Raw genomic sequence first — 24,580 nt, forward strand, 5'->3', positions numbered from 1 at the left:
TCCTATCGGCTGAAACTCGGGCCGGCGTGGCCCTGTGTGGGTTCAGCGAGATTCGCCGCGACGCGTGTCGCGTCGCTGAGCCGTTCGCCGATGCCGTTGCCCACATCGCGAAGATCGTTCGCAAGGGCGCTGGCGCGACCGGCGAGGTAGTCGTGAGTACGATCCGCCGCCGTCTGCGCGCCGTCGCCAAGAGCATGGCCGAAGCGTCCTGCCTCAGCGAAAACGTGGCCGGCACCGGAGGCGACGCCCAGGCTAAACGCTTCAGCACCGTGCTCCACGTGTCCGGCGGCGCGCGTGACCGTGCGATGGACCTCCCGGCCGATCGCATCCGGCACCTCCCAACTCAACGACGCGCGCTCCCGGATGAAATGGATGTCGGACCGGTACATGTCCACCAGCGATTGATTCGCTCGGTAGCGAGCCTGCGACTCGGGCCCGAGGATCGATGCGCCGTTGATGGCGTTGCCGTCGACGAAGTTATCGATGCCGTGCGCCGCGAAATCCACAGACCTCACCGTGGTGAGGTGGCTCTGCCGGTCGTGCGCGGTGTAGCCGGATAATTTCAGTCGGTCGATGTCGCCTTGCGTGGCGTAGACCTTCACCGTGCCGATGTGATCGGCCGCTGCGCAGACAGGATCGCCGGCGCGGCTGCGATTGACGATGCGGCCGCGGCCCTCGTGGAGGTCGGGATCGAGATTCTGGGCGCCGTACGCATTGAACGTGTGGCCGTCGAGGCCGAACTTCGCGGCGTTGAGCTGCGCTAGGGTGCCGCCGAGGGAGTGGCCGGTGACGGAGACCTCCGAAGTGACGCCCGTCTGTTGACGGTGCTGGTGCACCTGATCCAGGACTTGTCGGGTGAAGGATTCAGCCGCGGCACGCTGTGGATTGACGCCGGCAAGTACCATTGCAGCGTCAACGCCGCCGTCGCGGAGAGGTTCGCGGTCAAGCTCAGTCCCCCGATAGGTGATGACGATATCAGACCAGTTTTGGGTTCGATAGGCAGTCCCTTGGAAGCCGAATGGGGAGCCCTCGCTGGTATCCAGGACAGTGAATGCCTCCCCACCCAACTCTACTTCCTCTTTCCTCTGCCTCGCGGTGTATGAGTCTTTGGCTAGCAAGGCGTACGAGTCTGCTGAGCGCGTCATTGCCGCACCTCTCGCGCAACGACCGAGATCGTGAACAGGTCATCGCGGTTAGGATAGATCGATGGCGTGATGGACCCGCCTTCAGCGAATCCTGTTTCCTTCGATCTTAGCCAGCTTCGCGGGTAGTAAATGAGGATGTGGCGTCCCTCGAACATGTCCTTGGAAATGAGCGAGGAAGTGAGCTCCTTGCCCTGTCGTTTCCAAACCAGCGTGGTCGCGGTCAGCGCCCAATGACACACGCCATGTCCAAAGTAGTCCTCGTCAAGCAATGCGTCTGGATACGCTGTGACCTGATACGTGGAGCGGTCGATCGGGCGAGTCGTGAGAGGAATGACTTTGTTCGGAACCTTTCTCACGCCAGACACGGGCACACGCGGCGCGCACGCCTCGTTCGTTACCTGATACGAACCGATCGCTTCTACGCTATCGAAGACGACCGAGGGATCATCCACTGTGTACGTGATCTCATACCGCATCGACGGGTCAGGATTCAGATGAATATTCGGTTCCACGTTTCCACCACAAGCTGCGAGTGAGAGAAACAGGCCAGGGACGGCGACCTGCACGAAACGCCGTAATAGTCCTTTCAGGACAGAGCGGCGTGGTGCGATCGGGACGTATCGCGTTACGGCTTTATCGACAAAAGCCAGCACCCGCTTTGCGAGTCGGGCGTAGTCCGTCGAGCGCATGCTCACGGCCTCCGCTCCGTCGCCTTGAGCGTCACCGAGAACGTGTCGTCCGGCTTCTTGTAATCGGAGCGCTTCTCCGTCCCGATGTCCGGCCCGCTAAGAGGTGAGTCGCGATACGACTGGTTTGCGAACCAGCGTCGGCTTTGTCCCTGCTTGAAGACGTCGTCGACGACGATCGCCGGGCTGAACTTCGCCTTGCCATGCAGGAGGTTCGCACTCACCGCCACTAGCGACCAGTGGCATGTGCCTCGGCCGAAATAGTCCTCGTCGAGAAAGCGGTCCGCGTAGACGTACGCCCTGTACGTGTCGTCGACGCGCTCGAACTCGATCGGCGTGTATTCCTGAGGCTCGACGGTGGCACCGGTGAACGGTGTCAACGGGACGCTGTCGGGATTGCTCACGTGATAGTCGACGCGGCCTTTGACGGACTCGAAGCCGCCGGACGCTCCCTCCACCGTCATCGTGATCTCGTAGCGCATCTTCGGACGAGGATTGAGCTTGACGTCCGGCTTGTTCATGGATGCACCGTGGGCCTGAAAGGAAAGGGCAAACAGCATGGCGAAGGGTAGGGCGGATGCCTTGGTCATCGCGTTCTCACGTTGCCGTTGTCCGTGGTGCGTTACCGTCCGGGGCTCCGGTTCCGCCATGGTGTCGTCAGAGCCCGGGACTGGCGTCGGCAGGATCACGCATCGCCGACCGGCTCGCGGGTGTCGCGGCGCTCATGCCGCCCTTCGAGCAGACACGCTCATACATCTTCGCCGAGTAGCTCTTGAAGCATTTTCGGTCGATGACGCGGTACTTGCCACGTTGTGGATCCGTCGGAACCCAGCAGTCTTCCGGAACGCCCAGCTTGCAGAACACGAATGGATTGTTGCCGTAGTAAGGGATGAACTCATAGTGGCCCATTTGCGCGAACGCGGACGGGCAGAGGCCGATCGTCATGATCATCGCCATGAGCTTTCGCATATTTACTCCTTCCTCCTTTCGACAAGCGGACATGACTACTGCTTTGTGGGCAGACTGCACGCCGAATAGTAGACCTCGCACTTGCTATTCCCACGCCGGCATCCTTGCATCGCACTTTCCTCGGCTTCCGCCTTCGTCGCGCCCATCTGGATTTCCCTCGTCGTAACACCCAGGACCATCGCGACACATCCGTTGACAAGAGCGATGTCGATCTTGCAATCCTGTCCGCCCTTCGCCTCGCAATCCGCCAGGGCGTCACGGATCGCGCTTTGATTCGTGGTCCGGTCGACCGCCGAACCAAGAATCCCCAGGTGCGAATCGGTGGCGATGGCCTGATAGTGATTTGTCCAGCGGACCGTGGGTACCGACATCTGTTGGTTCTGCTCTCCCGGAATGGGTACGCACGCCTGCCAGCCCTGGCCGCCCTGAGGATATTGGCCAGGTGGGCAGCCTCCCTCCGCCTGGGCGGCGGTTGCGAACATGGCGAGCACGAGTATGAAGAGTAGTGCGGGCAGACGTTTCGTCATTGTCGGGTTCTCGCGACGGATTGCTGATTCTTTATCGCTTCTTGCGTGGGCGCGGGGCCTGCGCCCGTCACCCGATTGGCGAAGCCATCCACGGGCTGCGATCCTGTTTGGCCATTCGTAGCGCCTCGCGCTTCCGGTGACCCGGGAGGTTGACCCTGGGGGCCGGGTCTCGTGCCGGCACCGCCGAACACCGTATATGTCAGAGCGCTCCCCAACGTGCCCTGGAAGAACATGGCCGCCATCGGCGGCACCGACACGATGAGGATGCTCAGCAGGAGGCCGATGCCGCCCTGTTGCATGGCGGTACTGGTCAGACCTTCGGTCTTGTCGCCGAGGAGCAGGTGATTGACGATCTTGGCACCCCACATGGCGCCACTTACACGAAGGGTGAGCTCGAGCACCATGCTGGCGACGACGCTCAGGAGGGCCATCGAGAAGATGGTGCCGATGCCGTACAAGAGCCAGCGACGGAACAGGTCCTTCGTCTGATCGAAGATCAGGCAAAGAATGAACAGCGGTCCGAGGCCGATGAAGAGAGCGATGGCGAACTGATAAAGCAGAAGCATCGCGCCAGCGGCCATCGGCGGGCTTGCGCTTCCGATGGTGGCGATGAAGGCGGAGCGCTCCTTGGCATTGAGCATCTCGGGGTCGGTGCTCACGACCTTGACGGAGTTGATGGTCGAAAGCGCGATCTGGGTGTAGGCGAGGTTTTCATCGATAGCGCTCGAGGTCCGCTTGTTCTCGTTGCCGGTGAACAGGTAGTGGATTTCCTTGTCGAGCTGCACGGTGAGGAAGTTGTTCAAATCGGTGCTGGCGATCGCCATCGTCGTCGCGGCACCGACGATGACGACGATCCGACCCATCTGGAGGACGATCTCCATCAGCGGTTCGCGCGAACGGCCCGAGACCACGCGGAAACCCTGGACGAGGATCCACAAGGTAACGAGCGTCAATGCGATGGCGCTCGCCCATGTCATCATCCGGCGCATCAGCTCCATGCCGAATGTGTTGATCTCATCGCTGAGATAATCGTAGATCAGCTGAAAGTAAACGTAGTTCGCGATATCTGACATGTCTGACTCGTTCCATGTCATGCAGGCTCGCTGCCATGACCGGGGGTGACCGCGCCGCATCGTGCAGCGCGGGCCGGATTACTTCGTAAGCGCAGCCTTCAGTGCTGCCATGTTCACCAGTGTGCCGAGGGTCGTCGGCTCCTGGCCGTTGATCGCCTGCCTCGACAGGACGCTCTGGCGCCGCTCGAGCATGGCTATCTGCATATCGAGCTGCGCCTGGTTCGTCTGCCAGACTTCACGCGCGTGCGTCATGTCCGCTGCGTACTTGGTGGTGTCCGCGGTGTACGACGACAGCTTTCCCGGCGACTGCATGATCTGGAATATGCGCATGTTCGCCAGCTGCTGCAAAGCGTTGCCCTGCGCGCCGATCTCCTGGAGATACTTGCGCGTGCCCTCGTATTTCTGGTTCTTCGTCAGTTCGATCATGACGCAGACGTTCTGTTGCTGCGTCGTGATGTCGTTCGTGATCGACCCGAACAGGTTGCGAAGGCCGCTCGTGATGTCGCCAGTCACGCCACCACCGGAGGCACCGGGACAGTTCTCCTTGACGCCGAAATCCGCCGGAAGCTTCGGGAATTGCTGCTGAACGGTGAATAGCTGGAAGTTGAGGCTCTGTATCTTGACGAGCTGCTCCTGCCAGAACGCGAATTCGTCGCTCCATTGCTTGAGCGTCTGACCCCAGCGGGCAGCCGTCTGCCCATATTCGATGAGGCTGTTCGAAATCTGGGCGGGATCCGCGACGATCCACTGGGCGCGCGTGGGTGGCGATGCCGTACTGGCGATGGAAGCCAGGGTCGCGCCCAACGCGAGCTTGAGGGTCGTCGTGCGCCACACCCGGGCGCCGGACTTGGGCATATCCATATCTGTCTCCGGAGATGTCTTCATGGCTCAGGCCGCCTGCCTGGAGCGCGAGGGCGTGGGGCTCGACGGGCCCTTGCCGCTGCCTTTGCGATGTTCGTAGAACGTCGCCAGCCACTGCTCGGGCCGCAGGTCGTCCGGCGCGACGCCTTCGGCTTCCGCGCGCACCTTGAGTACGTCGTGCATGATTTCGATGTTGTCGGTCGACGCCGAAATAACGGCGAGAACGTCGTCCATGCCGCGCAGATTGAGCTGGCAGACCGCCGAGGCATGACCCTGCTTCACCAGGAAGCAGCGGGAGCGCTCGTCCAGGCTCACCACGACGTTGTACTCGGCTTCGGTGAGCTTCAGGCCGTCCACGTAGTCTTCGCGGCTGGCGTTCGGGTTCGGCAGCAGGATCATCGTCGCCGTCTGTTCTATGAGCGCCGAGGCGATGTCGCTGGCGAGCGCGTCTTCGGGGCTCTGCGTGGCGAAGATTCCCATGCCGTTCTGTTTACGGATGGTCTTCTGCTTGTTCTTCGCGAATTCCTTGAGCCCGCCCTTGCCGTCGAGGATTTTCCAGAACTCGTCCATGACGTAGATCAGGCGGCGACCGTCGATGAGATCCTCGAGTCGGTGCAGCAGGTAGTTGATGACCGGCGCCCGAACTTCCGGATTGTCGATGATATCCGTGTAGTCGAAACCGATGATGTTGGCGCGACTGAGGTCGACGGTGTCGCGTGGATTGTCGAAGACCCAGCCGAGCGAGTTGCCGGCGGTCCACTTGCGCATGCGGATGAAGAGTCCGTCGTCGCCCAGGTTCGGCAGGCTCTTCTGGAAATTCGTCATGGTGCGCAGATGCATCGGCGTGTCGAGGATGTTCTCGACGGCACGGAAGATGTCTTCCTCTTCGCGGGAGCTATAGATGCTCTTGCCCGCCAGGACCTTGATCAGCTCTCCGAGGAACTGGACGTTCTCTTCGGTGCGTGCGCACTGGAACGGGTTGAAGCCGGTGGGCTTGCCGTTCTCGAGCGCCAGGTAGTTCCCGCCGCAGGCGCGCACGAAGATCTCGGCACCGCGATCCTTGTCGAAGAAGAAGATCGTGGGCGACGGATCGAGCTTCTGCACCTGACTGAGCAGGAAGTTGATCAGGGCGGTCTTGCCGGTGCCCGACTTGCCGATGACCATCGTGTTCGCGATCGCCTTCTCGCCCAGCGAGTTCTCCGCCGGATGGGTGGCGTGGAAGTTGAAGAAGTAGGGCTGGCCGTTCGTGGTCTGCAGGGTGGTGACGCACTCGCCCCAGGGATTGCTGTCCCGCTTCCCGGTGGCGAAGTTGTGCAGGGGCGACAGGCCGAGGAAGTTCAGCGAACTGACGTTCGCGAGCCGCGTGCGGTACTTCCAGTTGCCTGGCAACTGCGCGAAGAAGGCGGCCGTGACGGCGAGATCCTCCTTTACCGTCACGAAGCCGGCGTTGGACAGTTCGGCACGCGTGGTGGCGATCTGTTGGGCCAGGGCTTCCTGTGTCGGGGCGTAGATGGCGATCGTGAAGTGGTATTCGCCCAGGACGAAGTTGCCCGATGCCAGCTGGTCCATGGCGTGGTCCAGCTCGATGATCTGGCTCACGGCCTTGTCCCCCGACGACACCATCATGCCCTTGGTGCGGTCCAGCGCGCGCAGCGCATCCTGCCGACCCATGGGCGTGAACGAGTGCGTGATGACGTACTCGAAATCCAGGAACTTGAGGCCGTTGAGGATACCGGGGTAGGTCGAGTCGACGTATTCCTTCAGATTGAGGATCGCGCCGAAGTGGTTCGTACCGCTCGGTGTCGTGAGCACGAAGTCGCCGGTCTTGGCGGAGAAACGTTGACGGCTGACGGGCAGGTAGTCGTAGACGGCGGCGTTCAGCACCGGAACGGGCTCGTCGACACGATTGAGGATGAAGCCGAAGAGCTCGAGGACCTCGGAGAACACGATGCCGTTCGAGGCTTCGTACATGCCCAGGCGCGTCGGTGCGTAGTCCTTGAGCACCGCCTCGATGTTCCCCGCCAGTTCGAGGACCTGGGCGATGGCGGCGTCCTGCTCGGCTCTCAGGCGTGCGACGTCCGAGCTCTTCTCCGCGAACATCTTCCCGGAGACGATCGGACGGTAGATCATCGTCAGGTAGAGCTCGTTCTGCATGAGCTTCTGTTCGGAGAGCGACGCGAAGTAGGCGTCGGACAACTCCTGGTTGAAGCGCTGGCCGAACTTCGAACGATCGCGGATCGCGCGGCGGCGACGGATGTCGTGCACCCAGAACGCCACGTTGGTGTAGTCGGGCGCACGCAGCGTCTGCAGCATGCGGTTGAAGGTATTGTGGCGGTGTTCGAGCTCCCACTCGTCGCGGCCCACGAACGGAAGTCCACCCAGGCGCCAGGTCAGCAGATAATCGCCGCCGGTCGTCTTGACCACGGAAGGCGATACATGGGCGGATAGCGTGATGTGGACCGAGATGGGAGCGTCTGGAGTGAACATGTCGTCGTTGGCCGGTGGAAACCGAAAGTCCCTGGCCCGGGGGCCAGGGAACCCGTCTTCTATTTCTTCTTTTCCGTTTTCGGATCGCGGTAGTTGTTGGGCGTGAAGACCCACATACCGTCGTGCAGCGGAACGTTCCGGATGCGCGAGCGGAACTGCAGCCGCAGGCCGAGCAGGCGGAAGATCATCTCGTCCCGCCTCGCCATCTGCCGCATCACGAGGATGGCGACCGGAATGAAAAGCAGGAACCAGAGGTTGAAGTACATCCCGAGCAGCAATCCGGTACCCGCGCCCATGAAGAACGGGACGTAGGGAACGCCCATGAACATGGGCGGCCGGGTGCAGCCGCGGAACAGGGCGTTCTTATGCATGGATCTGCAGCAGATGCATCGCGGCGTTCACGGCGTCGATGAGGAAGGCGCCGCCGCTGCTCGAGGTGCAGGCGGTGGCACCGCTGCCGCTGCCGTTGCCGCCGACGACCATCTTCGCGACCTGGGCGGCCGCACCGATCAGCACGCCGCCGCCGAGCGCCGGGGCGACTTCCGCGATGCGCTTATGGGCGAACGCGATCTGATAGCCCGAGAAGATCACGGCGATCGTGACCACGACGATCGACGCGGCATTGAGGAGCGAGTTGATGTTCTCGAAGAATCCGCACACCTTGGTGCCGGTTTCTCCGACCTGCGCGATCGCGATGCCCGGCACCATGAGGGCCGTGAACAGCGCGGCGAGGCCCACGGCGGTCATGACCGGGCGCGTGGACTTGGCAAAGACCTGGGACAGGGAGGGCAGGGACATCTCGTGGTTCCTTATCGGTAGTTCAGGTGTTGACGACGGCGGGTGCCGCCACGCTGGAAGACGGCTCGGCGACGAGCCGCGTCGGGGGTCGCCATGCGCGTGTGGCGAGGGCGATGCATGAGTGGACATCAGAAGACGAACGCATCGTCGTGGCCTCCTGTGCGCAGGTCCGCCGGGTCGCGCGCCGGCGCGGCCTGCCGTGCGGGAGCGCGATTGGACGGCGCGGGTGTTTCTCCGGGCGCGCGCACCTGGGGCACGAAGATGGACGCGTCGCCTTCAGGAGCGGCCGGCGCGCTGCCGGTCGCGTTCGAGCTGATGCCGATCTGTGACATGACGGCGGCCGTGCCGGCGTCGGTCGCGATGCGGCCGGGCGGCGGCGGAGTGGTCGCCTGCGGAATCCGCGGCCCGACCTGCGACATCGCCGCCGCGGTAGCCGCGTCCGTGGCGATGCGGCCGATGGGCCGCGGCGCCCCGGCCGACGCCGGTGCGTCCGCGACCGGCATGGTGGCGTTGCCCGGCGGAATCACGGGCGTCTGTTCGGACGCCATGGCGGGAGCGATCACCGCCGAGGCGGCGGCATCGAGCACCCGGCGCATGGCGATGCGGTAATCCGGGGTATCGGTCTTCAGGCCGTTGACGTCGGTGCCCTTCGCCACCACCTTCACCGGGCCGCGCGGCCGCTCGAGCGGGATGGGCGACGCCGTGCTGACCATGCCGCTGCGCGTCATCGAATCGTAGATGCGCTGCACGTAGCCGTGCTCGTAACCGGTCGTGAAGTTGCCCGAGTAATAGCAACTGAAGGCCTTGCCCCAGTTTCGGCCCGCGCTCTCGTAGCACTGCGCGAGGATGCGCGAACCCGCTGTCACGTTGGGGCAGTATTCGAAGGCTTTCTCGAACGTGTCGAGGCCGAACTTTCCCAGGTTGGATCGGTTCACCTGGGCGATGCCCAGCGAATAGTTGTAACCGCGCTGCTCGAGCATGCGGACGGTGGCGACGGCCTCGCCGATATTGGTCGGCTGGCGCACGAGACGACCGCCCACGACGCCGATGGCGAAGGGATTGCGGCTCGATTCCACATTGACGACATGCTGCATCACCTCGGCCGGTACGGCGAGGTTCTGACAACCCATCATTTCCATGCCTGCGATCACGTCGTTTCGGGCTCCATTGCCAACTGACCGATCAACCCGCGCCCGCGCCGAGCGCGCGCGACGGGTCGAAGTCGATACCGGTGATGTAGCGCCGGCCGCCATGCGCCTTGATGTGCACAACGATGTCGATCGTCAGCATCAGCAGACGCTTGATCGTCGCGAACTCGAGGCCCGCCCCTTCCGAGGAGGCCTTCACCATCAGCGCGAGCTGGTCCCAGGTCTGTTCCACGCTGCCTGCATGACAGCTTGTGATCGAACCGGGATGTCCGGATGCGCAGTTTCGGATGAAATAGAAGGACTCGTCGCCGCGAAGCTCCGCCAGGATGATCCGGTCCGGCTTCATGCGAAGGCACGCCTCCATGCAGCTCTTGGCGGTGACATTGGCCGCGCTCTGCCCTCCCTTCGAATACAGGAGGTGCACGACGTTCGGCTGTCCGATGAACAGCTCGCGGGCGTCCTCGATCGTCACCAGGCGCTCGTCGTCCGGAATGTGGTTGACGAGCGACTTCATGAAGGTGGTCTTGCCGCTTCCCGTCGCGCCCGCCACGACGATGTTCTTCTTACCGAGCACGGCATGCCGGAAGAAGTCCTCGTAGCGTCGCGCGGAGCGCAGCTCGAGAAGCTCCCGATCGATCTGACTGATGGTGTGGGCGCCCTCGAGGATCTCGTCGAAGAAACCGTCCTCGCTGTACTGCGCGAGCGTGCGCGTCTGCCGGGAGGGCAGGCGGATGGTGATCGAGACACGGCCCGCTTCGCATGCGGGAGGAATCACGAACTGCGCACGTTGTCCCGTCGGAAACGTGAGCGAGACCACCGGGTCGGTATCCGTGATGCGCTGGCCGGTGTTGCTCTCGTTGACCACCGCCGTGCAGAACTGCCGTGCCCGCTCGAAGGTCAGCGAGGGCACTTCCACGCGCTGCCACCCGCCCCGGCGCTCCAGATAGAGCTCGCCGGGGCGGTTGATGCATATCTCGGTGACGTCGGCGGACGCGAGGAAATCCTTCACGCCCAGTACTTCGTACTGGTAGTCGAGGAAATCGCTTCCGACGGCGGCGAGTGCGCTCTCGCTCATGCTCAGTACCGCGCCACGACGCCGGTGAAATCGACGTCCTTCGCCACGTAGATCGCGAGCACCGTGCCCTGGTTGATCGTGACCGTGGCCGGGCGGTTCGCGGCACGGCGTACCGCCTGGTTGGCAAGCTGCTGCACCGTGTCGGCGGTGTTGCTCTCGAACGGACTCTGCGTCACGACGCCATTGCTGATCTGCGTCTGGCGCGGGCCGTGCTCGGCGGCCTCGTACTTGAAGGCGTCGCTGAGCAGGCTGATCAGCAGGGCCGAGCCGATGCGACTGCCCCAATGGGCGTCGTAGTGACCTGGGTGGCCCGCGCCGCCCAGCGTATCGATACCCGGGCTGGCCATGTTCACGTCGATTCCCGTCGGCGTGACGATGCGGTCCCAGATCACGGCCACGCGCGGACCGTTAGGCTCCATCTCGTACTTGCCGAGGACCTTGGAACCCTTCGGCAGAAGCATCCGCTTGCCCGTGAACGAGTAGATCGGTTCCGTCACCACGCACGACGTGAAGCCGGGCATGTCGGTGATGATCCTCGTTTCGAGCACGCAGCGAATGAAGGTTCCGCGGACCATCAGGGTGTCCGGGTGCTGCAGCGGCGTGGCCGTGGAGACTTCCGGCAGATCCTTCGCGGTGTACGCGATGTTGTTGGTCGCACTCATCAGCGCGCGCTGCTCGGGCGTCCCGGGTTCGCCAGGCATGGCGGTTCCGGGCATGGTCATGCCTGCTGCGAGACCTGCCGCATAGGGGCCACCCGGCGCGTCGGCGACGGCCTGCGTGCCTCCGTTGGCAGCCGCGATACGGCGTTCCAGCAGCGTCGGCACGTGTGGCGCCGGCGTCGCGGGTTGTTGCGGCTCCGGTGGGAGCGGGGGCACGTCGCGCTGCGGCGGCAACTCCGGGGCGAGGCTGATCGCCCGTGGATCCGTAGCGGGGGCGGTCGCCAGCGACGTGACGGGCGCATCGGGAACCGAGACGGTCTCCTCGCGCGGCTTCGCGACGGGGCTCTTCCCGGTGTCCGAACTGTGGAAAAGCCAGAAGGCGACGACGACCAGGAGCAGGACGATGCCCGCGAGCAGGCCGAGGGCGCTGCGGTTCATCCGGCGCATGTCGCTGCTGGTGAGTTGCGGCGCGCCCCGGTCGAGGTCTGGCTGCGGCGCTTGCCGCTGCTGGTTCAGGTAAGGGTTGCCGGCGAGCGGGTCGCGATGATCGCCCGATGCGTCGGCATGACCGTCTGCACCGCGCGCCTCGTCTTCGGGATGGTGGGGAGTGTTCTGGCTCACTTCTTCGTGTTCCTTCGCAGACCGACGACATTGTTGTCGTGGCGAATGACCAGGTAGGGGTACGTACCGTGGATGACGATCGTGTTTCCTTCGACCGTCGAGTTCACCAGCGAGTCTTCGCCGTGCTCTTTCTCACGCATGTACACGGTCGGAAAGTTACCCGTCGGAAACTGCTTGAGGTCCGGCATCTTGATGTACGTGAAGCGTCCATCGTCGTAGACATTCGTCGGGACGAGCCACGGCGCGGTCTTGCGGGTCTTCGCGTAGTCGTAATCGAAGTTGTAGTCACGCCCCTTGACCAGCGACGTATCCAGCTCGGGCGTTTCCTTCACCTTCTTCGCTTCCGAGAGGAAGCTCGTGTCGGCAGGGTACGTGAACGCGACCTTGTACTGCACGCCCGCGCGTCGCGCCTGCTCGAGGGTTTTCCAGTCGGTGGCGACGACCTTCAGCTCGAGGATGTACGAGTGCGTCGCCGTGCGGATCATCATGTTCGTGTCGACGTCGACGTTCTTCGGCTTGACGTAGAACACGTTGTCGCGTCGCGTCAGGTCCCAGCCGCTGCTGAAACCCGTGCTGTAGTCGAGGATCTGCTCGTTCGGGCTGAGTTCGATCTGCGTCGTGATGCCCAGGCCGGTACGCACCTGGTAGATGCGTTCGGGCTGGTATTCGTACGGCTGCACGGCGTCCGTGGCGGGGCCGGCCATCGCCGTGGATGCGGGAGGCGTGGAATCCATCGCGACCGACGTCGTCGCATGAAACGCGACGACGGCGGCGAGGGCCAGCGTGAGCTTGCGCATTCGGGTCATCAACGGCGCCCTCCATTGGCGGCGCTTCTAGGGTTGGTGCGTGCCCCGGGCGGTGCCGTGGCCTGCGTTGGGGTGACCCCGGCGTTGCCTTGCGGTGACGCGTAGGCGTCGTCGCCGGGAATGGTGGAAAGAGGAATGGCCGTCGCGGTCGGCTGGGCGTTCGCGGGCGGAAGCGCCTGTGGATTCTGCGCGCCGTCCTGAGGGAGCGACGACGAGCCGTCGTCCGAAACCGGCTGGGCGGCCGACGTTGCCGCCTGGCCTGGAACGAGGACCTCCGAGGGCGGCGACGACGCGTAGTCGTTGTCGACCCGGTAGCTCATGACCTGGAAGCCGAGCGGATTCTCGATCCGATACTGGTCGTCCATGCCGAGATTCGCTTTGTAGGTGAACTCGATCGTCGCGATCTTGCTGTCGATGGGTGTGGTCGCGCCGTTGGTCTTGTCGAAGAGACTGCGCTGGAAGCGAACGGTGGCGCCCGTCGGCGGAGTGTCGGGCCCACCACCCAGCAACACGATGCTCAGGATCTTCACCCGGATCGCCTTGGACTTGCCGTAGAGCTTGTACGGGCTCTTTTCGTTGTTCTGCGCATGGAGCGCGAGGTAGGGCTTTGCGACCGGCTCCGACGCCATCGTAAGCACCGTCGGCCAGTCGCGGAGATTGGTCAGCGCAAGGTCGTAGGACTCGCGCGCCAGGACGAAGTGGGCCACGTTGCTGCGGTTGACCGCTTCGCTGGAGGTGATGCGTCGATTGACGAGGTCGTCGGACAGGCGAGCCAGCGACGAGACACCCGATGCGGCATCCGCCAGCACGACATAGGGCACCGTCTGCTTCAACGGAAGCATGTAGAAGTAGCCGCCCGCCAGAATGAGCGACATGCCGACCGCGCACCACGCGACGATCCAGGCACGGCGCTCGCCGCGGCGCGCGATATCGGCGATCGATACCTCGAAGTTCACGCCCTGGGCGACGGCGGCATCGATCTTTGCAGAGTTTCTTTTCCTGAGCATGGTACGGGCAGCCTTCCTGACTCAGTGGGCGTTCGGCGTGGCGGCGACGCTACCGATCGTCGTCCGTGTCTGCGCTTCCGCCTGCGGCGCCGAAGGCGCGCTGCCGGCATGGGGGACGATCGCCGAGGTTTCTTCGACGACGAGCGAGGGACCATCGACGAGCACGGACACACCCTGGGGCGCGTAGATCGCGCTTAGCTGGGACGCCGCATCGCGCACTTCGGTCGTGTGAATGCCGGACGCCGCCTTGGTGAGGGTGAAGTCGGAGCGCAGCTTGTAGTCGAGCTTCATGCCGTTGTCGCTTGTCCAGCGCGTCAGCATGTTCTTCAGGGTGCCGTCCATCGGAGCGGCGTAATACGTGTAAGGGACCGCAAGCGGGATCTCGACGACCTTCTCGTCGTACTTGTTCACCGGCCTCCATTGGCCGCCGAAGTCCTTGGCGGGAGGCGTGCCGCAGGCCGCCAGGGCGGCGACGAGGCAGAGGGTCAGGGGAAGAGTCAGGACTTTATTCACGCGGCACTCGTTCGATCAGGAGGCAAGTGGAAATCGTCGGCGGCCCAGGGGCTCGCCGGACGGCGCGGCCGTGTAACCGTTTACATCGCGACGGGAAAATGCGCCCGCGCGCTGGCCTGGCGCCGGATCGGGTGGCAACGATGAGCAGGCCCTGCGCCGCAGGTCGCGGACACGCCGGGCCCTGCGCCGTACGGCGCCCGGCGGCGACCTGAATGTCGCGCCACCGCGGCGCGAAACGTATGCAATTCGTCCATACAACATCCTGTAGCGGGCGCTTTCGCGCCCTTGCATCTGATCCAAGCGAAGAAGGGTCGACGCAGCATGGGGCGGAATGACGCGCCAACCATGGGTTGCGATGAAACGACCGTGATTTTCCCCACCCCTACGCGGCACCCTGTCCGCGACGTAAAGGTAACGCAACAAGAATTTTCTGACTACCCATCCAGGCCACTGATTTCGCGTGCTATGTCACACATTCTCGGCATGTAATGTGTATGAAACGCTTCAAACGGTTGACCGAATTCTCATTCCTCATGAGCGCACGCTCACGAAATCGCAAGAATGTGCATGGCACGTGAAGGTTGCCGTCGCAACCTTCACGGATCGATCACGAATGTCGTTTCGTGCGCGGCGAGTCGCCATGCTTGCGCTTTCGCGGCGCGCGCGAACTCGCCGGCGATCCCGCGCGGCGAGGCCAGTGCTCTCTATGCCGAAAGCTTTCCCGCATGCCGACGAGGACTCGCTTGCTGGCGTTCTCTCGGCAGCGGGACATGCGACACGCTGTAAGGACGTGCGAAGCCAGATCCAATGACCGCGCCGCCGGGCGATCATCATGCGGATGGCCAAACGCGGATGTGCTCGGCGCTATCGCGGTGCGCCCGACATCCGTCCGCTATGGAGCGCGACGTTATCCAATTCCCGGCGCGTCCACCGCGATCACCGAGACTGCGTCTGATCCCCGCGCCGGACTCACGAGTCAGTGGCCTTCCATCGTGCCCGTCAACGCTGTTGCCGGGTTTCCTCAGGGGATCCACTCGGCCGGGCTACACAACGAATGGTAGGTCGTTGGTTGCTTCGCGGCTCCGACACAATGATCGAGCGCGTTTCGTTTCAGCGGCCAGTGCGCTGACAGGGCGGAGCCGCGTCTTCAGGTCTTCAGGCCAAACCTATCGTCGTTCTGAATTCGTACGTCGACGCGGTCTGATTACATGAGATCGTGGAGGTGTCGACCGTCTACGGCACGAGTTCTGCCTTCCGACAGAACGAGTGAAACACCCTGCACTTTGGATTCTTTTCTAGGCAGGATTCCATGGCGCGACTCTCTGCCATTTCGAGTTCCGATCCAGATTTGAACATTATCTTCTTCTCACCAACGGCCATCGCCAGGCATCCATTTTTTACTGACAGCCCGACCTTGCAGCTGTTGCCGCCCTGACGCGTGCAGTCATGAATGGCGTGCTTTTCTGCTTCGGCCTGGGTTCCGTAACCGACGGCCGTCACGATAACGCCTATCTCCGTATCAACCGAGATGGCGCTCCATCGTGCCTCCCAATGCGGAGCGGCCCGAGGCGGTGCTGACGGAGCGGCCTCTGGATCGGGAACGCAGGTCTGCCACCCCTGCCCCTGTTGAGGAAAGTGTCCCGGTGGGCATCCGCCCTCGGCATATGCAAGATAAGGAATCAGTGTCGCGGCGATAATCAGAACGTACTTCATTGGTGTCTTATTCCTTCAAGTTTGGACGCCCGGCTTTGACTTCATCGCGTGGCGTGGCCTGGGGTGAACCTGAAATTCGTCCGCCGAGAAGCATTCCGGCATCGAGACCCCTACCGCCGCCACGGCGATCCTCAGGACCCTCGTTTGATTCCCGTAATGGGCTCCACGAGCCAGGCGGCCTTCCATCCGGCCCATACCCGTGTTGCCACCGCCGAAGGCGAGTAGCTCGTGGAGCTAGCCAGAGCACCCTAGAAAACAACACGGGAGACGCCGGGCGCGAAATGTATGTTCGTCAGGTTGGCGTCTTCCATTCACCTGAGTGTCCTCAGGGGACCAATTCGGCCGGGCTACAGAACGAATGGTAGATCCTTGGCTGCTTCGCAGCTCCGACACAATGATCGAGCGCGTTTCGTTCCGCCCGTTCGATAGTAGTTCCAGAACTGAAGCACATCCTGTCCCCACCAATGGCCATGGCGACGCATTCGTTGTCGCGAGTTATCTGTAACTTGCACTCCGAGCCACCTTGCTTCCTACAGTTCTCCAAGGCTTCCGCCTTTGCCGCGTCCTCGCTCCGCGCCCGCGAGGCGGTGCCTAAGGCGGCGGCCTTTCCATCGGTGGCAATGGCCGCCCATCGAGTCTCCCAGTGCGGCGACGACTGCGTGGGCCCATCATAAGCGGACGGATCAGGTACGCATGCCTGCCAGCCCTGGCCTTGCTGCGGAAGTTGCCCAGGTGGGCATCCGCCTTCGGACCATGCTTCGGTAGACAAGGCAATGGCCATTAGTGATACGAGCTTTTTCACTGCATTGACTCCGCGCGTTCGGTGGGTCCGCGATGTTTGGCGGCATCTGCTACGGCGGGCGCAGCCTGTTGCCGCCACCGAAGGCGGAATAGCTCATGAAGCTGCCGAGCGTGCCCTGGAAGAAGGCGGCGGCCATGGGTGGGACGGAGACGATGAGGGCGGTGAGGAGCAGGCCGATGCCGCCTTGCTGCATGGCTTTGCTGGTCAGGCCCTCGGTGTTGTTGCCGAGGATGAGCTGATTGACGGCGGTGCACGCGCTCACGGGACGAGCTCGGCAAGACTGCAAAAGGAGTGATATATCTTGCACCGCTTGTCCGTTCTGCCGCATTCATCAAGGGCGCGACGTTCGGCCAATTCGAGATCGCGTCCTGGCATAAAGTTCATCATCTTTCCCCGACGGCCATCGCGACACAGCCATTTCCATGTGAGATTTGAAGTTTGCATGTCGAGCCGCCCTGTCGCCGGCAATCGTGTATCGCCTGAGCCTCGGCTAGTTCCCTGCTTCGTGCGCCCGCCGCTGTGCCGAGCGCGGCAGCCTTCGCATCGGTCGCCATGGCCGCCCATCGATCTTGCCAGTGCGGTGAGGAACGCCTGGGTACGTCGTATTCCGTCTGGTCGGGCACGCATGCGCGCCAACCTTGGCCCTGTTGGGGATAGTGGCCTGGGGGGCAACCACCTTCTGCCAACGATGTTGAGGAGTAGGCGATCAGGACTAGAAATAGTTGCTTCTTCACCGTGGGGAATCCTCTCGAGATATCGATGGCGCGCGCTTGATCGCGTCGTTTGCTGCAGGTGGGGATGCCGATGAGACGCGGCCAGCAAAGTTCTCACCCTCGTTCCCGGGGTTTCTTTCTCCAGCTCGCTCCCTTGACTCTTCGCGCCCGTCAGCTACGGAACCCCACGAGCCAGGCGGCCTTCCATCCGGTCCATACCCGTTGTTGCCGCCGCCGAAGGCGGAGTAGCTCATGAAGCTGCCGAGCGTGCCCTGGAAGAAGGCGGCGGCCATGGGTGGGACGGAGACGATGAGGGCGGTGAGCAGCAGGCCGATACCGCCTTGCTGCATGGCTTTGCTCGTCAGGCCCTCGGTGTTGTTGCCGAGGATGAGCTGGTTGACGGCTGTGCCGGCCCACATCGCGGCGCTGACTCTCGCGGTGAGGTCGAGGACGATCGTCACCACCACGCTGAGCAGGCCCATCGAGAAGACGGTGCCGAGGCCGTAGAGCAACCAGCGTTTGAACAGGTCCTTGGTCTGCTGGAACATCAGGCAGAGGATGAAGATCGGGCCGAGGCCGATGAAGAGCGCCATGGCGAAGTGGTAGATGAGCAGCATCGCGCCGGCGACCATGGGCGGGCTGGCGGTGCCGAAGGTGGCGATGAGGGTCGATCGCTCTTTCGCCGTCTGCATTTCGTCGTCGCCGGGCATGACCTGCACCTTGTTGAGCAAGGCGAGCGCGATCTGCGTGTAGGCGAGGTTGCGGTCGATTTCCTTCGAGGTATCGCCTTCGGTACCCGTGAAAAGGTAGTGCACCGCCCGGTCGACGTCGTGCGTCAGCAGGTTGCGCAGCCCCGTCCCGGCGACCGCCATCGTGCTCGCGGCGGCGACGATCACGGCGACACGACCGAGTTCGATGACCGTGACCATGAGCGATTCGCGCGATCGACCGGTCGCGATGCGGAAGCCCTGGATGAGGATCCACAGCGTCACCAGGGTAAGCGCGGCGAAACTTGCCCACGCCATGGCGCGTTCGAGCAGGCCGGTGCTGAACTTGTCGATCTGGGCAATGAGGAATTTGTAGATGAGCCGGAAATAGACGTAGTCGGCCAGATTGGACATGAGGATCCGCGCTCCTTCGCGAGGTCAGAGTTTGAGAGCGGCCTGGAGGGTCAGCGTGTTCACCAGGGTTCCCCATACGCTTGGCTTGCCGTTCATGGCGCGACGGGAGAGGATCGACTGCTTTTGCGTGAGCATGGCGATAATCGTTTCCTGCTGTTTCATGTTGGTTTCCCACTGAGCCCGGGCGTTTTCGAGGTTGGACGACTAGCGCTGCGTATCGGTGAGCACCGAGTTCAGGTCCGCCAGTGACTGGGTCACCTTGTCGAGCCGTGTGGTGTGCACCTCGACGAGATCGGCCGTGGACTTCTTCACGAAGTCGAAGTAGTCGACCGTCATGTTGTATTTCAGGTTCTTCGCCTTGACGATGGCGACGCAGACCTCTTTCTGCTGCGACACGATGTCGCCGCTCAGATCGGACGCGAGGGCGCTGAGGATCGACTTGATGTCGAGACTGCCACCGGTGGCGCCCTGGCACGTTTCCGCGACGCCGAAGTCTTCCGCGATGCGCTTGAACTCGTATTCCGATTTGAAGAGCTCGAGCTTGAGGCCCTTCAGCTTGACGAGCTGTTCTTTCCAGAACTCGACCTGCTGCAGGAAGTGCTTCGTTGTCTGGGCGTAGTGCTGGACGGTTTCGGCATAGTGCTTGGCGGTTTCGATCCATCGCGCCGCTTCCCGTATGTGCTCCGTTATCGCCGTGACGATCGCCGCCGGGTCGTTGACGATCCACTGCGCTGTAGCGTCGGGACTGCGGACGCTGAGGCTCGCGGCCAGGCACGCGGCGAGCGCCATCCGTGTGAGTCGCCGACGGTATCCGGAACGGGGCGTCGGGGTGGTTGGTGGCTTGGTGTCCATGTGTATCCTCGGGCTTCAGATGGCGCGTTTCGGAGCAGCGTCGTGCTTTCCGCTGCCCTTGCGCTCGGCGTAGAACCGCGGCAGCCATTGCTCGGGCATCAGCGCGCTGGGGGGCGAGCCATGGGCGGCGGCGGCTTCGTCGAGCACGCGATGCATGACGTCGATGTTGTCGGTCGATGCCGAGATGACCGCGAGCTCGTCGTCCAGGCCGCGCAGGTTGAGCTGGCACACCGCGGAGCACTGGCCCTGCTTCACGAAGAAGCTGCGTGAGCGCTCGCCGAGCCCGACGACCACCTTGTACTCGGCCTCGGTGAGCTTCAGGCCGTCCACGTAGTCCTCGCGGCTGGCGTTGGGATTCGGGAGCAGGATCATCGTCGCCGTCTGCTCGATCAGGGACGACGCGATGTCGCTGGCCAGGGCGTCCTCGGGGCTTTGCGTGGCGAAGATGCCCAGGCCGTTCTGCTTGCGGATGGTCTTCTGCTTGTTCTTCGCGAACTCCTTGAGACCGCCTCCGCCGTCGAGGATCTTCCAGAACTCGTCCATCACATAGATGAGTCGGCGGCCGTCGATCAGGGCTTCGAGCCGGTGCAGAAGGTAGTTGATGACCGGTGCGCGGACCTCGGCATTGTCGATGACGTCGGTGTAATCGAAGCCGATGATGTTGGCCCGGCTGAGATCGATGGTGTCCTCGGGGTTGTCGAAGACCCAGCCGTGGGAGTGGCCGGCGGTCCACTTGCGCAGACGGACGTAGAGTCCGTCGTCGCCGAGGTTTGGGAGGCTCTTCTGGAAGTTGGTCAGGTTCCGCAGCGGCATGGGCGTGTCGAGGATGTTTTCGACGGCGCGGAAAATGTCTTCTTCCTCGCGTGAGGTGTATTCGCGTTTGCCCGCCAGCACCTTGACCAGGTCGGCAAGGAACTGGACGTTGGCCTCGGTTCGCTCGCACTGGAAAGGGTTGAATCCCGTCGGCTCGCCGTTCGCCAGGGCGAGGTAGTTGCCGCCGCAGGCGCGCACGAAGATCTCGGCACCGCGGTCCTTGTCGAAGAAGAAAATCGTCGGTGCCGGGTCGAGCTTCTGCACCTGGCTGAGCAGAAAGTTGATGAGCGCGGTCTTGCCGGTGCCGGACTTGCCGATGACCATCGTGTTGGCGATCGCCTTCTCGCCCCGGGAATCCTCGCCCGGCTGCGTATAGTGGAAATTGAAGTGGTAGGGCTGACCGTTATTGGTCTGCAGCGTGGTGACGCAGTCGCCCCAGGGATTCATGTCGGCCTTGCCGCTGGCGAAGTTGTGCAGGGGCGACAGGCCAAGGAAGTTGAGCGAGCTGACGTTCGCCAGCCGCGTCCTGTACTTCCAGTTGCCAGGGAACTGGGCGAAGAACGCGGCCGTGATGGCGAGGTCTTCCTTGACGGAGACGAATCCCGCGTTGGACAGCTCCGCCCTGGCCGCGGCCAGTCGTTGGGCGAGCGCCTCCTGGCTCTCGGCGTAGATGGCGATGCCGTAGTGATACTCGCCCAGGACGAAATTGCCGGACGCGAGCTGGTCCATGGCGTGGTCCAGCTCGACGATCTGGCTCACGGCCTTGTCGCCCGACGAGATCATCATGCCCTTCGTGCGGTCGAGCGCCTTGAGGGCGTCCTGGCGTCCCATTGGCGTGAACGAGTGCGTGATCACGTACTCGCTGTCGAGGAACTTCATGCCGTTGAGGATGCCGGGCCAGGTGCCGTCGACGTATTCCTTGATGTTCAGGATCGCGCCGAAATGGTTGTCGCCGTGGGGCGTCGTGAGCACGAAGTCGCCCGAGCGAGGACTGAAGCGCTGGCGCGAGAGCGGCAGGTAATCCGGCACCGGCGCTTTCAGCACCGGCACCGGCTCATCGACGCGGTTCAGGATGTACCCGAAGAGCTCCAGGACTTCCGAGAACACGAAGCCGTTCGGGCCTTCGTACATGCCGAGCCGGTTCGGACCGTAGTCCTTCAGCACCGCTTCGACGGTACCTGCCAGATCGAGCAGGGTCGCGATGGCGCGGTCCTGCGCGGCCTGCAGTCGTACCGGATCGGCGACCTTCTCTGCGAGCGCTTTTCCGTGCACGAGGGGGCGGTAGAGCATCGTCAGATAGAGCTCGTTCTGCATCAGTTTCTGCGTGGACAGCGACGCGTGGTAGCCGTCGGACAGGCGCTGGTTGAACGACTGGTTGAAGGTCGGCTTGTGGCGAAGGCTGCGTCGCCGACGGATGTCGTGCACCCAGAAGGCGACGTTCACGTAGTCGGGCGCGCGAAGCATCTGCAGCATGCGATTGAACGTCAGGTGCCGGTGCTCCAGCTCCCAAGGTTCCCGGCCGACGAAGGGCAGGCCGGCGAGCCTCCAGGTCAGCAGGTAGTCGCCGCCGGTCGTCTTGAGGACGGTCGGTGAGACATGGGTCGAGAGGGGGATGTGGCTGGCGATGGGAGCGTCGGGTGTGAACATGGCATCGATCGGAGTGTCGCCCTGGCTGAATGAGCCAGGGCGTAGGTTTACCGGCGCTTTTCCCGGGCCGCATCGCGGTAGGCGTTCGGCGTGAAGGCCCAGGCGCCATCGTGAGCGGACACGTTGCGGACCCGGGTGCGGAAGCTGAGGCGGAGGGCGAGAAGCCGGAAGATCATCTCGTCGCGCCGTGCCATCTGTCGCATCGCGAGGATCACCGGCGGCATCAGCAGCAGGAGCCAGAAGTTGAAGTACATGGCCAGCAGAAGACAGGTGCCCGCGCCCAGGAAGAACGGGATGTACGGCACGCCCATGAACATGGGCGGACGCGTACAGCCGCGGAAGAGGGCGTCCTTACGCATGGAAGGCCAGGAGCCGCATTGCGGCGTCGACGGCATCCATCAGGAAGGCGCCGCTCGGCGAGCACGCCTTGGTGCCGCCGCTGCCGCCTTCGCCGACGACCATCTTCGCCACCTGCGCCGCCGCACCGATGAGTACGCCGCCGATCAGCGGCGGTGCGACGTCTGCGATGCGCTTGTGCGCGAAGGCGATCTGGTAACCCGAGAAGATCACGGAGATGGTCACGACGACCACGGATGCCGCATTGAGCAGCGCATTGATGTTCTCGAAGAACCCGCAGACTTTCTCGCCGGCTTCGCCGATCTGGGCCAGCGCGAGTCCCGGCATCAGGAGGGCGGTAGCCAGGGCCGCGAGCCCCACCGCGCGCTGGAGGCTTCGGGTCGCGAATACTGAAGGATGCGGGGCGTTGGAATGCAACATGTGGAACTCCTTGTCGCTTGGGGCTGAGGGAAACGGTCAGAAAACGAATGCGGGATCCGATGCGCCGGGCACGGCCGGCTTGGGATCGGCGGCGGGTTCGCGCGGTGTAGGCGTGGCGGCCGGAGGGGGCTCCGCCGGTCCGCGTACCAGCGGTACGAAAGCGCGTGTGCTCGAGCCGGCGTCGGTGCCGAGGGATGGCGTCGCCGGTGCCTCGTACCGCGTCGCGGCCGGCATCGCCGCTGCCGGTGGCCGGGAAGGATCCGGGGCCCGGCCCATCGCGGCGAAAACGCGCTGGACGTAGCCGTGCTCGAAGCCCGTGCGGAAGTTGCCGGAGTAGTAGCAGCTGAACGCCTTGCCCCAATCGCCGCCGGCGCGATCGCGGCACTCGGCGAGGATGCGGGCGCCGGCGGCAAGGTTGCGGCAGGGATCGAAGGCGACGTCGTAGTCGTCGAGCCCGAACTTGCGCAGGTTGCTACGGTTCACCTGGGCGAGGCCGAGCGAATAGTTGAAGCCCTCGCGCTCGAGCATGCGTGCCGTCGCGACCGCCTCGGCGAGCGTTGCGGGCTGGCGCGCGAGACGACGGCCGACGACACCGATGGCGAACGGATTCCGGCCCGACTCGACGGCGACGACATGCTGCATGACCGCGTGGGGCACGGCGAGGTCGGGGCAGGCGGCCATGTCGATGGGCGCGATCATGGCGTGGCTCCCGTCGTGGACGATTCGGCGGCCGGCTCGACGCCGAGAGTACGCCAGGGGTCGAAGTCGATACCCGTGATCCGGCGGTTACCCGCGTGCGCGCTGATGTGTACGACGATGTCGATCGTGAGCATGAGCAGGCGCTTGATGGTGGCGAACTCCAGTCCGGCGCCTTCGGTCGACGCCTTGACCATGAGCGCGAGCTGGTCCCATGTCTGGCTGACGCTGCCCGCATGGCAGCTGGTGATGGAGCCGGGGTGGCCGGACGCGCAGTTGCGGATGAAGTAGAACGACTCGTCGCCTCGCAGCTCGGCCAGAATGATGCGGTCGGGCTTCATGCGCAGGCAGGCTTCCATGCAGCTCTTCGCCGTGACGTTGGCGACGCTCTGCCCGCCCTTGGAATAGAGCAGGTGCACGACGTTGGGCTGGTCGAGGAACAGCTCGCGCGCGTCTTCGATCGACACCAGCCGTTCCTCGTGGGGAATGTGGCTGACAAGCGACTTCATGAACGTGGTCTTGCCGCTACCGGTGGCTCCGGCGACGACGATGTTCTTCTTGGCGAGCACGGCTCGCCGGAAGAATTCGGCGTAGCGCCGCTCCGCGCGAAGTCGCAGCAGTTCCTCGTCGGCCGCGTCGATAGCGGGTCCACCTTCGAGGATATGCTCGAAAAAGCCGTCGGCCTGGTATTGGTCGAGCGAGCGCGACTGCCGCGAAGGCAGTCGGATGGTGATCGATACGCGCCCGGCTTCGCACGCCGGCGGCAGGACGAACTGGGCGCGTTGGCCGGTGGGGAACGTCAGCGACACCACCGGATCGACATCGGTGATGCGTTGCCCGGTGTTCGTTTCGTTCACAACCGCGGTGCAGAACTGACGCGCGCGGTCGTACGTGAGGGACGGTACCTCCACGCGCTGCCACCCACCGCGGCGCTCGAGGTAGAGCTCGCCGGGACGGTTGATGCAGATTTCGGTCACGTCGGGGGATGCGAGGAACGGCGCGATGCCGAGCACCTCGTACTGGTAATCCAGGAAACCGCGGGCGATCGTGGCGTGCGTCTGGCCGTCCATG

25 protein-coding genes and 1 pseudogene are annotated in these 24,580 nt (G+C 63.6%); all 26 read right to left on the bottom strand.

Annotation, left to right across the window (positions count from 1 at the left end):
- Nucleotides 1-2: 2 nt before the first annotated feature.
- A complete protein-coding gene (locus J2X58_RS01440) occupies nucleotides 3-1,067 on the bottom strand; it encodes a hypothetical protein (protein ID WP_310046045.1) in 1,065 nt (354 codons plus the stop codon).
- A 74-nt stretch (nucleotides 1,068-1,141) separates the two neighbouring features.
- Nucleotides 1,142-1,840 carry a hypothetical protein gene (locus tag J2X58_RS01445; protein ID WP_310046046.1) on the bottom strand — a complete coding sequence of 233 codons (699 nt, stop codon included), beginning with the start codon at nucleotides 1,838-1,840 and terminating at the stop codon, nucleotides 1,142-1,144.
- A complete protein-coding gene (locus J2X58_RS01450) occupies nucleotides 1,837-2,352 on the bottom strand; it encodes a hypothetical protein (RefSeq protein WP_310046047.1) in 516 nt (171 codons plus the stop codon). Before J2X58_RS01450 ends, J2X58_RS01445 begins: the two co-directional genes overlap by 4 nt.
- A gap of 136 nt (nucleotides 2,353-2,488) precedes the next feature.
- Nucleotides 2,489-2,800, bottom strand: coding sequence for a hypothetical protein (locus tag J2X58_RS01455; RefSeq protein ID WP_090054570.1), 312 nt, complete (start codon nucleotides 2,798-2,800; stop codon nucleotides 2,489-2,491).
- A 35-nt stretch (nucleotides 2,801-2,835) separates the two neighbouring features.
- On the bottom strand, nucleotides 2,836-3,327 hold the full coding sequence (locus J2X58_RS01460) for a DUF4189 domain-containing protein (RefSeq protein WP_310046049.1): 492 nt from the start codon (nucleotides 3,325-3,327) through the stop codon (nucleotides 2,836-2,838).
- On the bottom strand, nucleotides 3,324-4,400 hold the full coding sequence (locus J2X58_RS01465; protein WP_310046051.1) for a type IV secretion system protein: 1,077 nt from the start codon (nucleotides 4,398-4,400) through the stop codon (nucleotides 3,324-3,326). Before J2X58_RS01465 ends, J2X58_RS01460 begins: the two co-directional genes overlap by 4 nt.
- 78 nt (nucleotides 4,401-4,478) lie before the next feature.
- Nucleotides 4,479-5,285, bottom strand: coding sequence for a hypothetical protein (locus tag J2X58_RS01470; RefSeq protein ID WP_139206068.1), 807 nt, complete (start codon nucleotides 5,283-5,285; stop codon nucleotides 4,479-4,481).
- 3 nt (nucleotides 5,286-5,288) lie between these two features.
- Complete coding sequence (locus J2X58_RS01475) at nucleotides 5,289-7,748, bottom strand: VirB4 family type IV secretion/conjugal transfer ATPase (RefSeq protein WP_310046052.1); 2,460 nt, start codon at nucleotides 7,746-7,748, stop codon at nucleotides 5,289-5,291.
- Nucleotides 7,749-7,807: 59 nt separating this feature from the next.
- Entirely contained in the window at nucleotides 7,808-8,119 is a 312-nt protein-coding gene (locus J2X58_RS01480) for a VirB3 family type IV secretion system protein (protein WP_090054562.1), read from the bottom strand.
- A complete protein-coding gene (locus J2X58_RS01485) occupies nucleotides 8,112-8,495 on the bottom strand; it encodes a TrbC/VirB2 family protein (protein ID WP_254779263.1) in 384 nt (127 codons plus the stop codon). Before J2X58_RS01485 ends, J2X58_RS01480 begins: the two co-directional genes overlap by 8 nt.
- A 179-nt stretch (nucleotides 8,496-8,674) precedes the next feature.
- Nucleotides 8,675-9,685: a transglycosylase SLT domain-containing protein gene (locus J2X58_RS01490; protein WP_310047869.1), complete on the bottom strand. Its 1,011-nt coding sequence runs from the start codon at nucleotides 9,683-9,685 to the stop codon at nucleotides 8,675-8,677.
- A 43-nt stretch (nucleotides 9,686-9,728) separates the two neighbouring features.
- Complete coding sequence (virB11, locus tag J2X58_RS01495; protein WP_090054557.1) at nucleotides 9,729-10,769, bottom strand: P-type DNA transfer ATPase VirB11; 1,041 nt, start codon at nucleotides 10,767-10,769, stop codon at nucleotides 9,729-9,731.
- Nucleotides 10,770-10,771: 2 nt separating this feature from the next.
- Nucleotides 10,772-12,049, bottom strand: a complete 1,278-nt coding sequence (locus J2X58_RS01500; RefSeq protein WP_310046055.1) for a TrbI/VirB10 family protein — start codon at nucleotides 12,047-12,049, stop codon at nucleotides 10,772-10,774.
- Nucleotides 12,046-12,783 carry a TrbG/VirB9 family P-type conjugative transfer protein gene (locus tag J2X58_RS01505; protein ID WP_254779261.1) on the bottom strand — a complete coding sequence of 246 codons (738 nt, stop codon included), beginning with the start codon at nucleotides 12,781-12,783 and terminating at the stop codon, nucleotides 12,046-12,048. The genes J2X58_RS01500 and J2X58_RS01505 overlap by 4 nt, the downstream gene beginning before the upstream one ends.
- A gap of 71 nt (nucleotides 12,784-12,854) precedes the next feature.
- A complete protein-coding gene (locus J2X58_RS01510; RefSeq protein WP_310046057.1) occupies nucleotides 12,855-13,862 on the bottom strand; it encodes a VirB8/TrbF family protein in 1,008 nt (335 codons plus the stop codon).
- A 21-nt stretch (nucleotides 13,863-13,883) separates the two neighbouring features.
- Nucleotides 13,884-14,351 (bottom strand): hypothetical protein, encoded by a 468-nt coding sequence (locus J2X58_RS01515; RefSeq protein WP_090055828.1) that lies wholly within the window; start codon nucleotides 14,349-14,351, stop codon nucleotides 13,884-13,886.
- Between the two features lie 1,257 nt (nucleotides 14,352-15,608).
- The gene (locus J2X58_RS01520; protein ID WP_310046059.1) at nucleotides 15,609-16,088 is read right to left on the bottom strand and encodes a DUF4189 domain-containing protein; all 480 of its coding nucleotides are present in this window, start codon (nucleotides 16,086-16,088) and stop codon (nucleotides 15,609-15,611) included.
- A gap of 851 nt (nucleotides 16,089-16,939) precedes the next feature.
- Nucleotides 16,940-17,152, bottom strand: coding sequence for a hypothetical protein (locus J2X58_RS01525; protein WP_310046060.1), 213 nt, complete (start codon nucleotides 17,150-17,152; stop codon nucleotides 16,940-16,942).
- A gap of 468 nt (nucleotides 17,153-17,620) precedes the next feature.
- Entirely contained in the window at nucleotides 17,621-18,724 is a 1,104-nt protein-coding gene (locus J2X58_RS01530; RefSeq protein WP_310046061.1) for a type IV secretion system protein, read from the bottom strand.
- Between the two features lie 24 nt (nucleotides 18,725-18,748).
- Entirely contained in the window at nucleotides 18,749-18,886 is a 138-nt protein-coding gene (locus J2X58_RS01535) for a hypothetical protein (protein ID WP_310046062.1), read from the bottom strand.
- Nucleotides 18,887-18,928: 42 nt separating this feature from the next.
- Nucleotides 18,929-19,513 (bottom strand): hypothetical protein, encoded by a 585-nt coding sequence (locus J2X58_RS01540; RefSeq protein ID WP_310046064.1) that lies wholly within the window; start codon nucleotides 19,511-19,513, stop codon nucleotides 18,929-18,931.
- 78 nt (nucleotides 19,514-19,591) lie between these two features.
- Nucleotides 19,592-22,036 carry a VirB4 family type IV secretion/conjugal transfer ATPase gene (locus tag J2X58_RS01545; protein ID WP_310046065.1) on the bottom strand — a complete coding sequence of 815 codons (2,445 nt, stop codon included), beginning with the start codon at nucleotides 22,034-22,036 and terminating at the stop codon, nucleotides 19,592-19,594.
- Nucleotides 22,037-22,083: 47 nt separating this feature from the next.
- Nucleotides 22,084-22,395 (bottom strand): VirB3 family type IV secretion system protein, encoded by a 312-nt coding sequence (locus tag J2X58_RS01550; RefSeq protein WP_090054539.1) that lies wholly within the window; start codon nucleotides 22,393-22,395, stop codon nucleotides 22,084-22,086.
- Nucleotides 22,388-22,810 (bottom strand): TrbC/VirB2 family protein, encoded by a 423-nt coding sequence (locus tag J2X58_RS01555; RefSeq protein ID WP_310047873.1) that lies wholly within the window; start codon nucleotides 22,808-22,810, stop codon nucleotides 22,388-22,390. The genes J2X58_RS01550 and J2X58_RS01555 overlap by 8 nt, the downstream gene beginning before the upstream one ends.
- A gap of 270 nt (nucleotides 22,811-23,080) precedes the next feature.
- A pseudogene (locus J2X58_RS01560) lies at nucleotides 23,081-23,512 on the bottom strand (lytic transglycosylase domain-containing protein); the annotation flags it as partial.
- Nucleotides 23,509-24,579 (bottom strand): P-type DNA transfer ATPase VirB11, encoded by a 1,071-nt coding sequence (gene virB11, locus J2X58_RS01565; RefSeq protein ID WP_310046067.1) that lies wholly within the window; start codon nucleotides 24,577-24,579, stop codon nucleotides 23,509-23,511. The pseudogene J2X58_RS01560 and the gene virB11 (J2X58_RS01565), both read right to left, overlap by 4 nt.
- Nucleotide 24,580: the final 1 nt, after the last annotated feature.

This window comes from Luteibacter sp. 3190, from assembly GCF_031456385.1.
Classification (GTDB): domain Bacteria; phylum Pseudomonadota; class Gammaproteobacteria; order Xanthomonadales; family Rhodanobacteraceae; genus Luteibacter.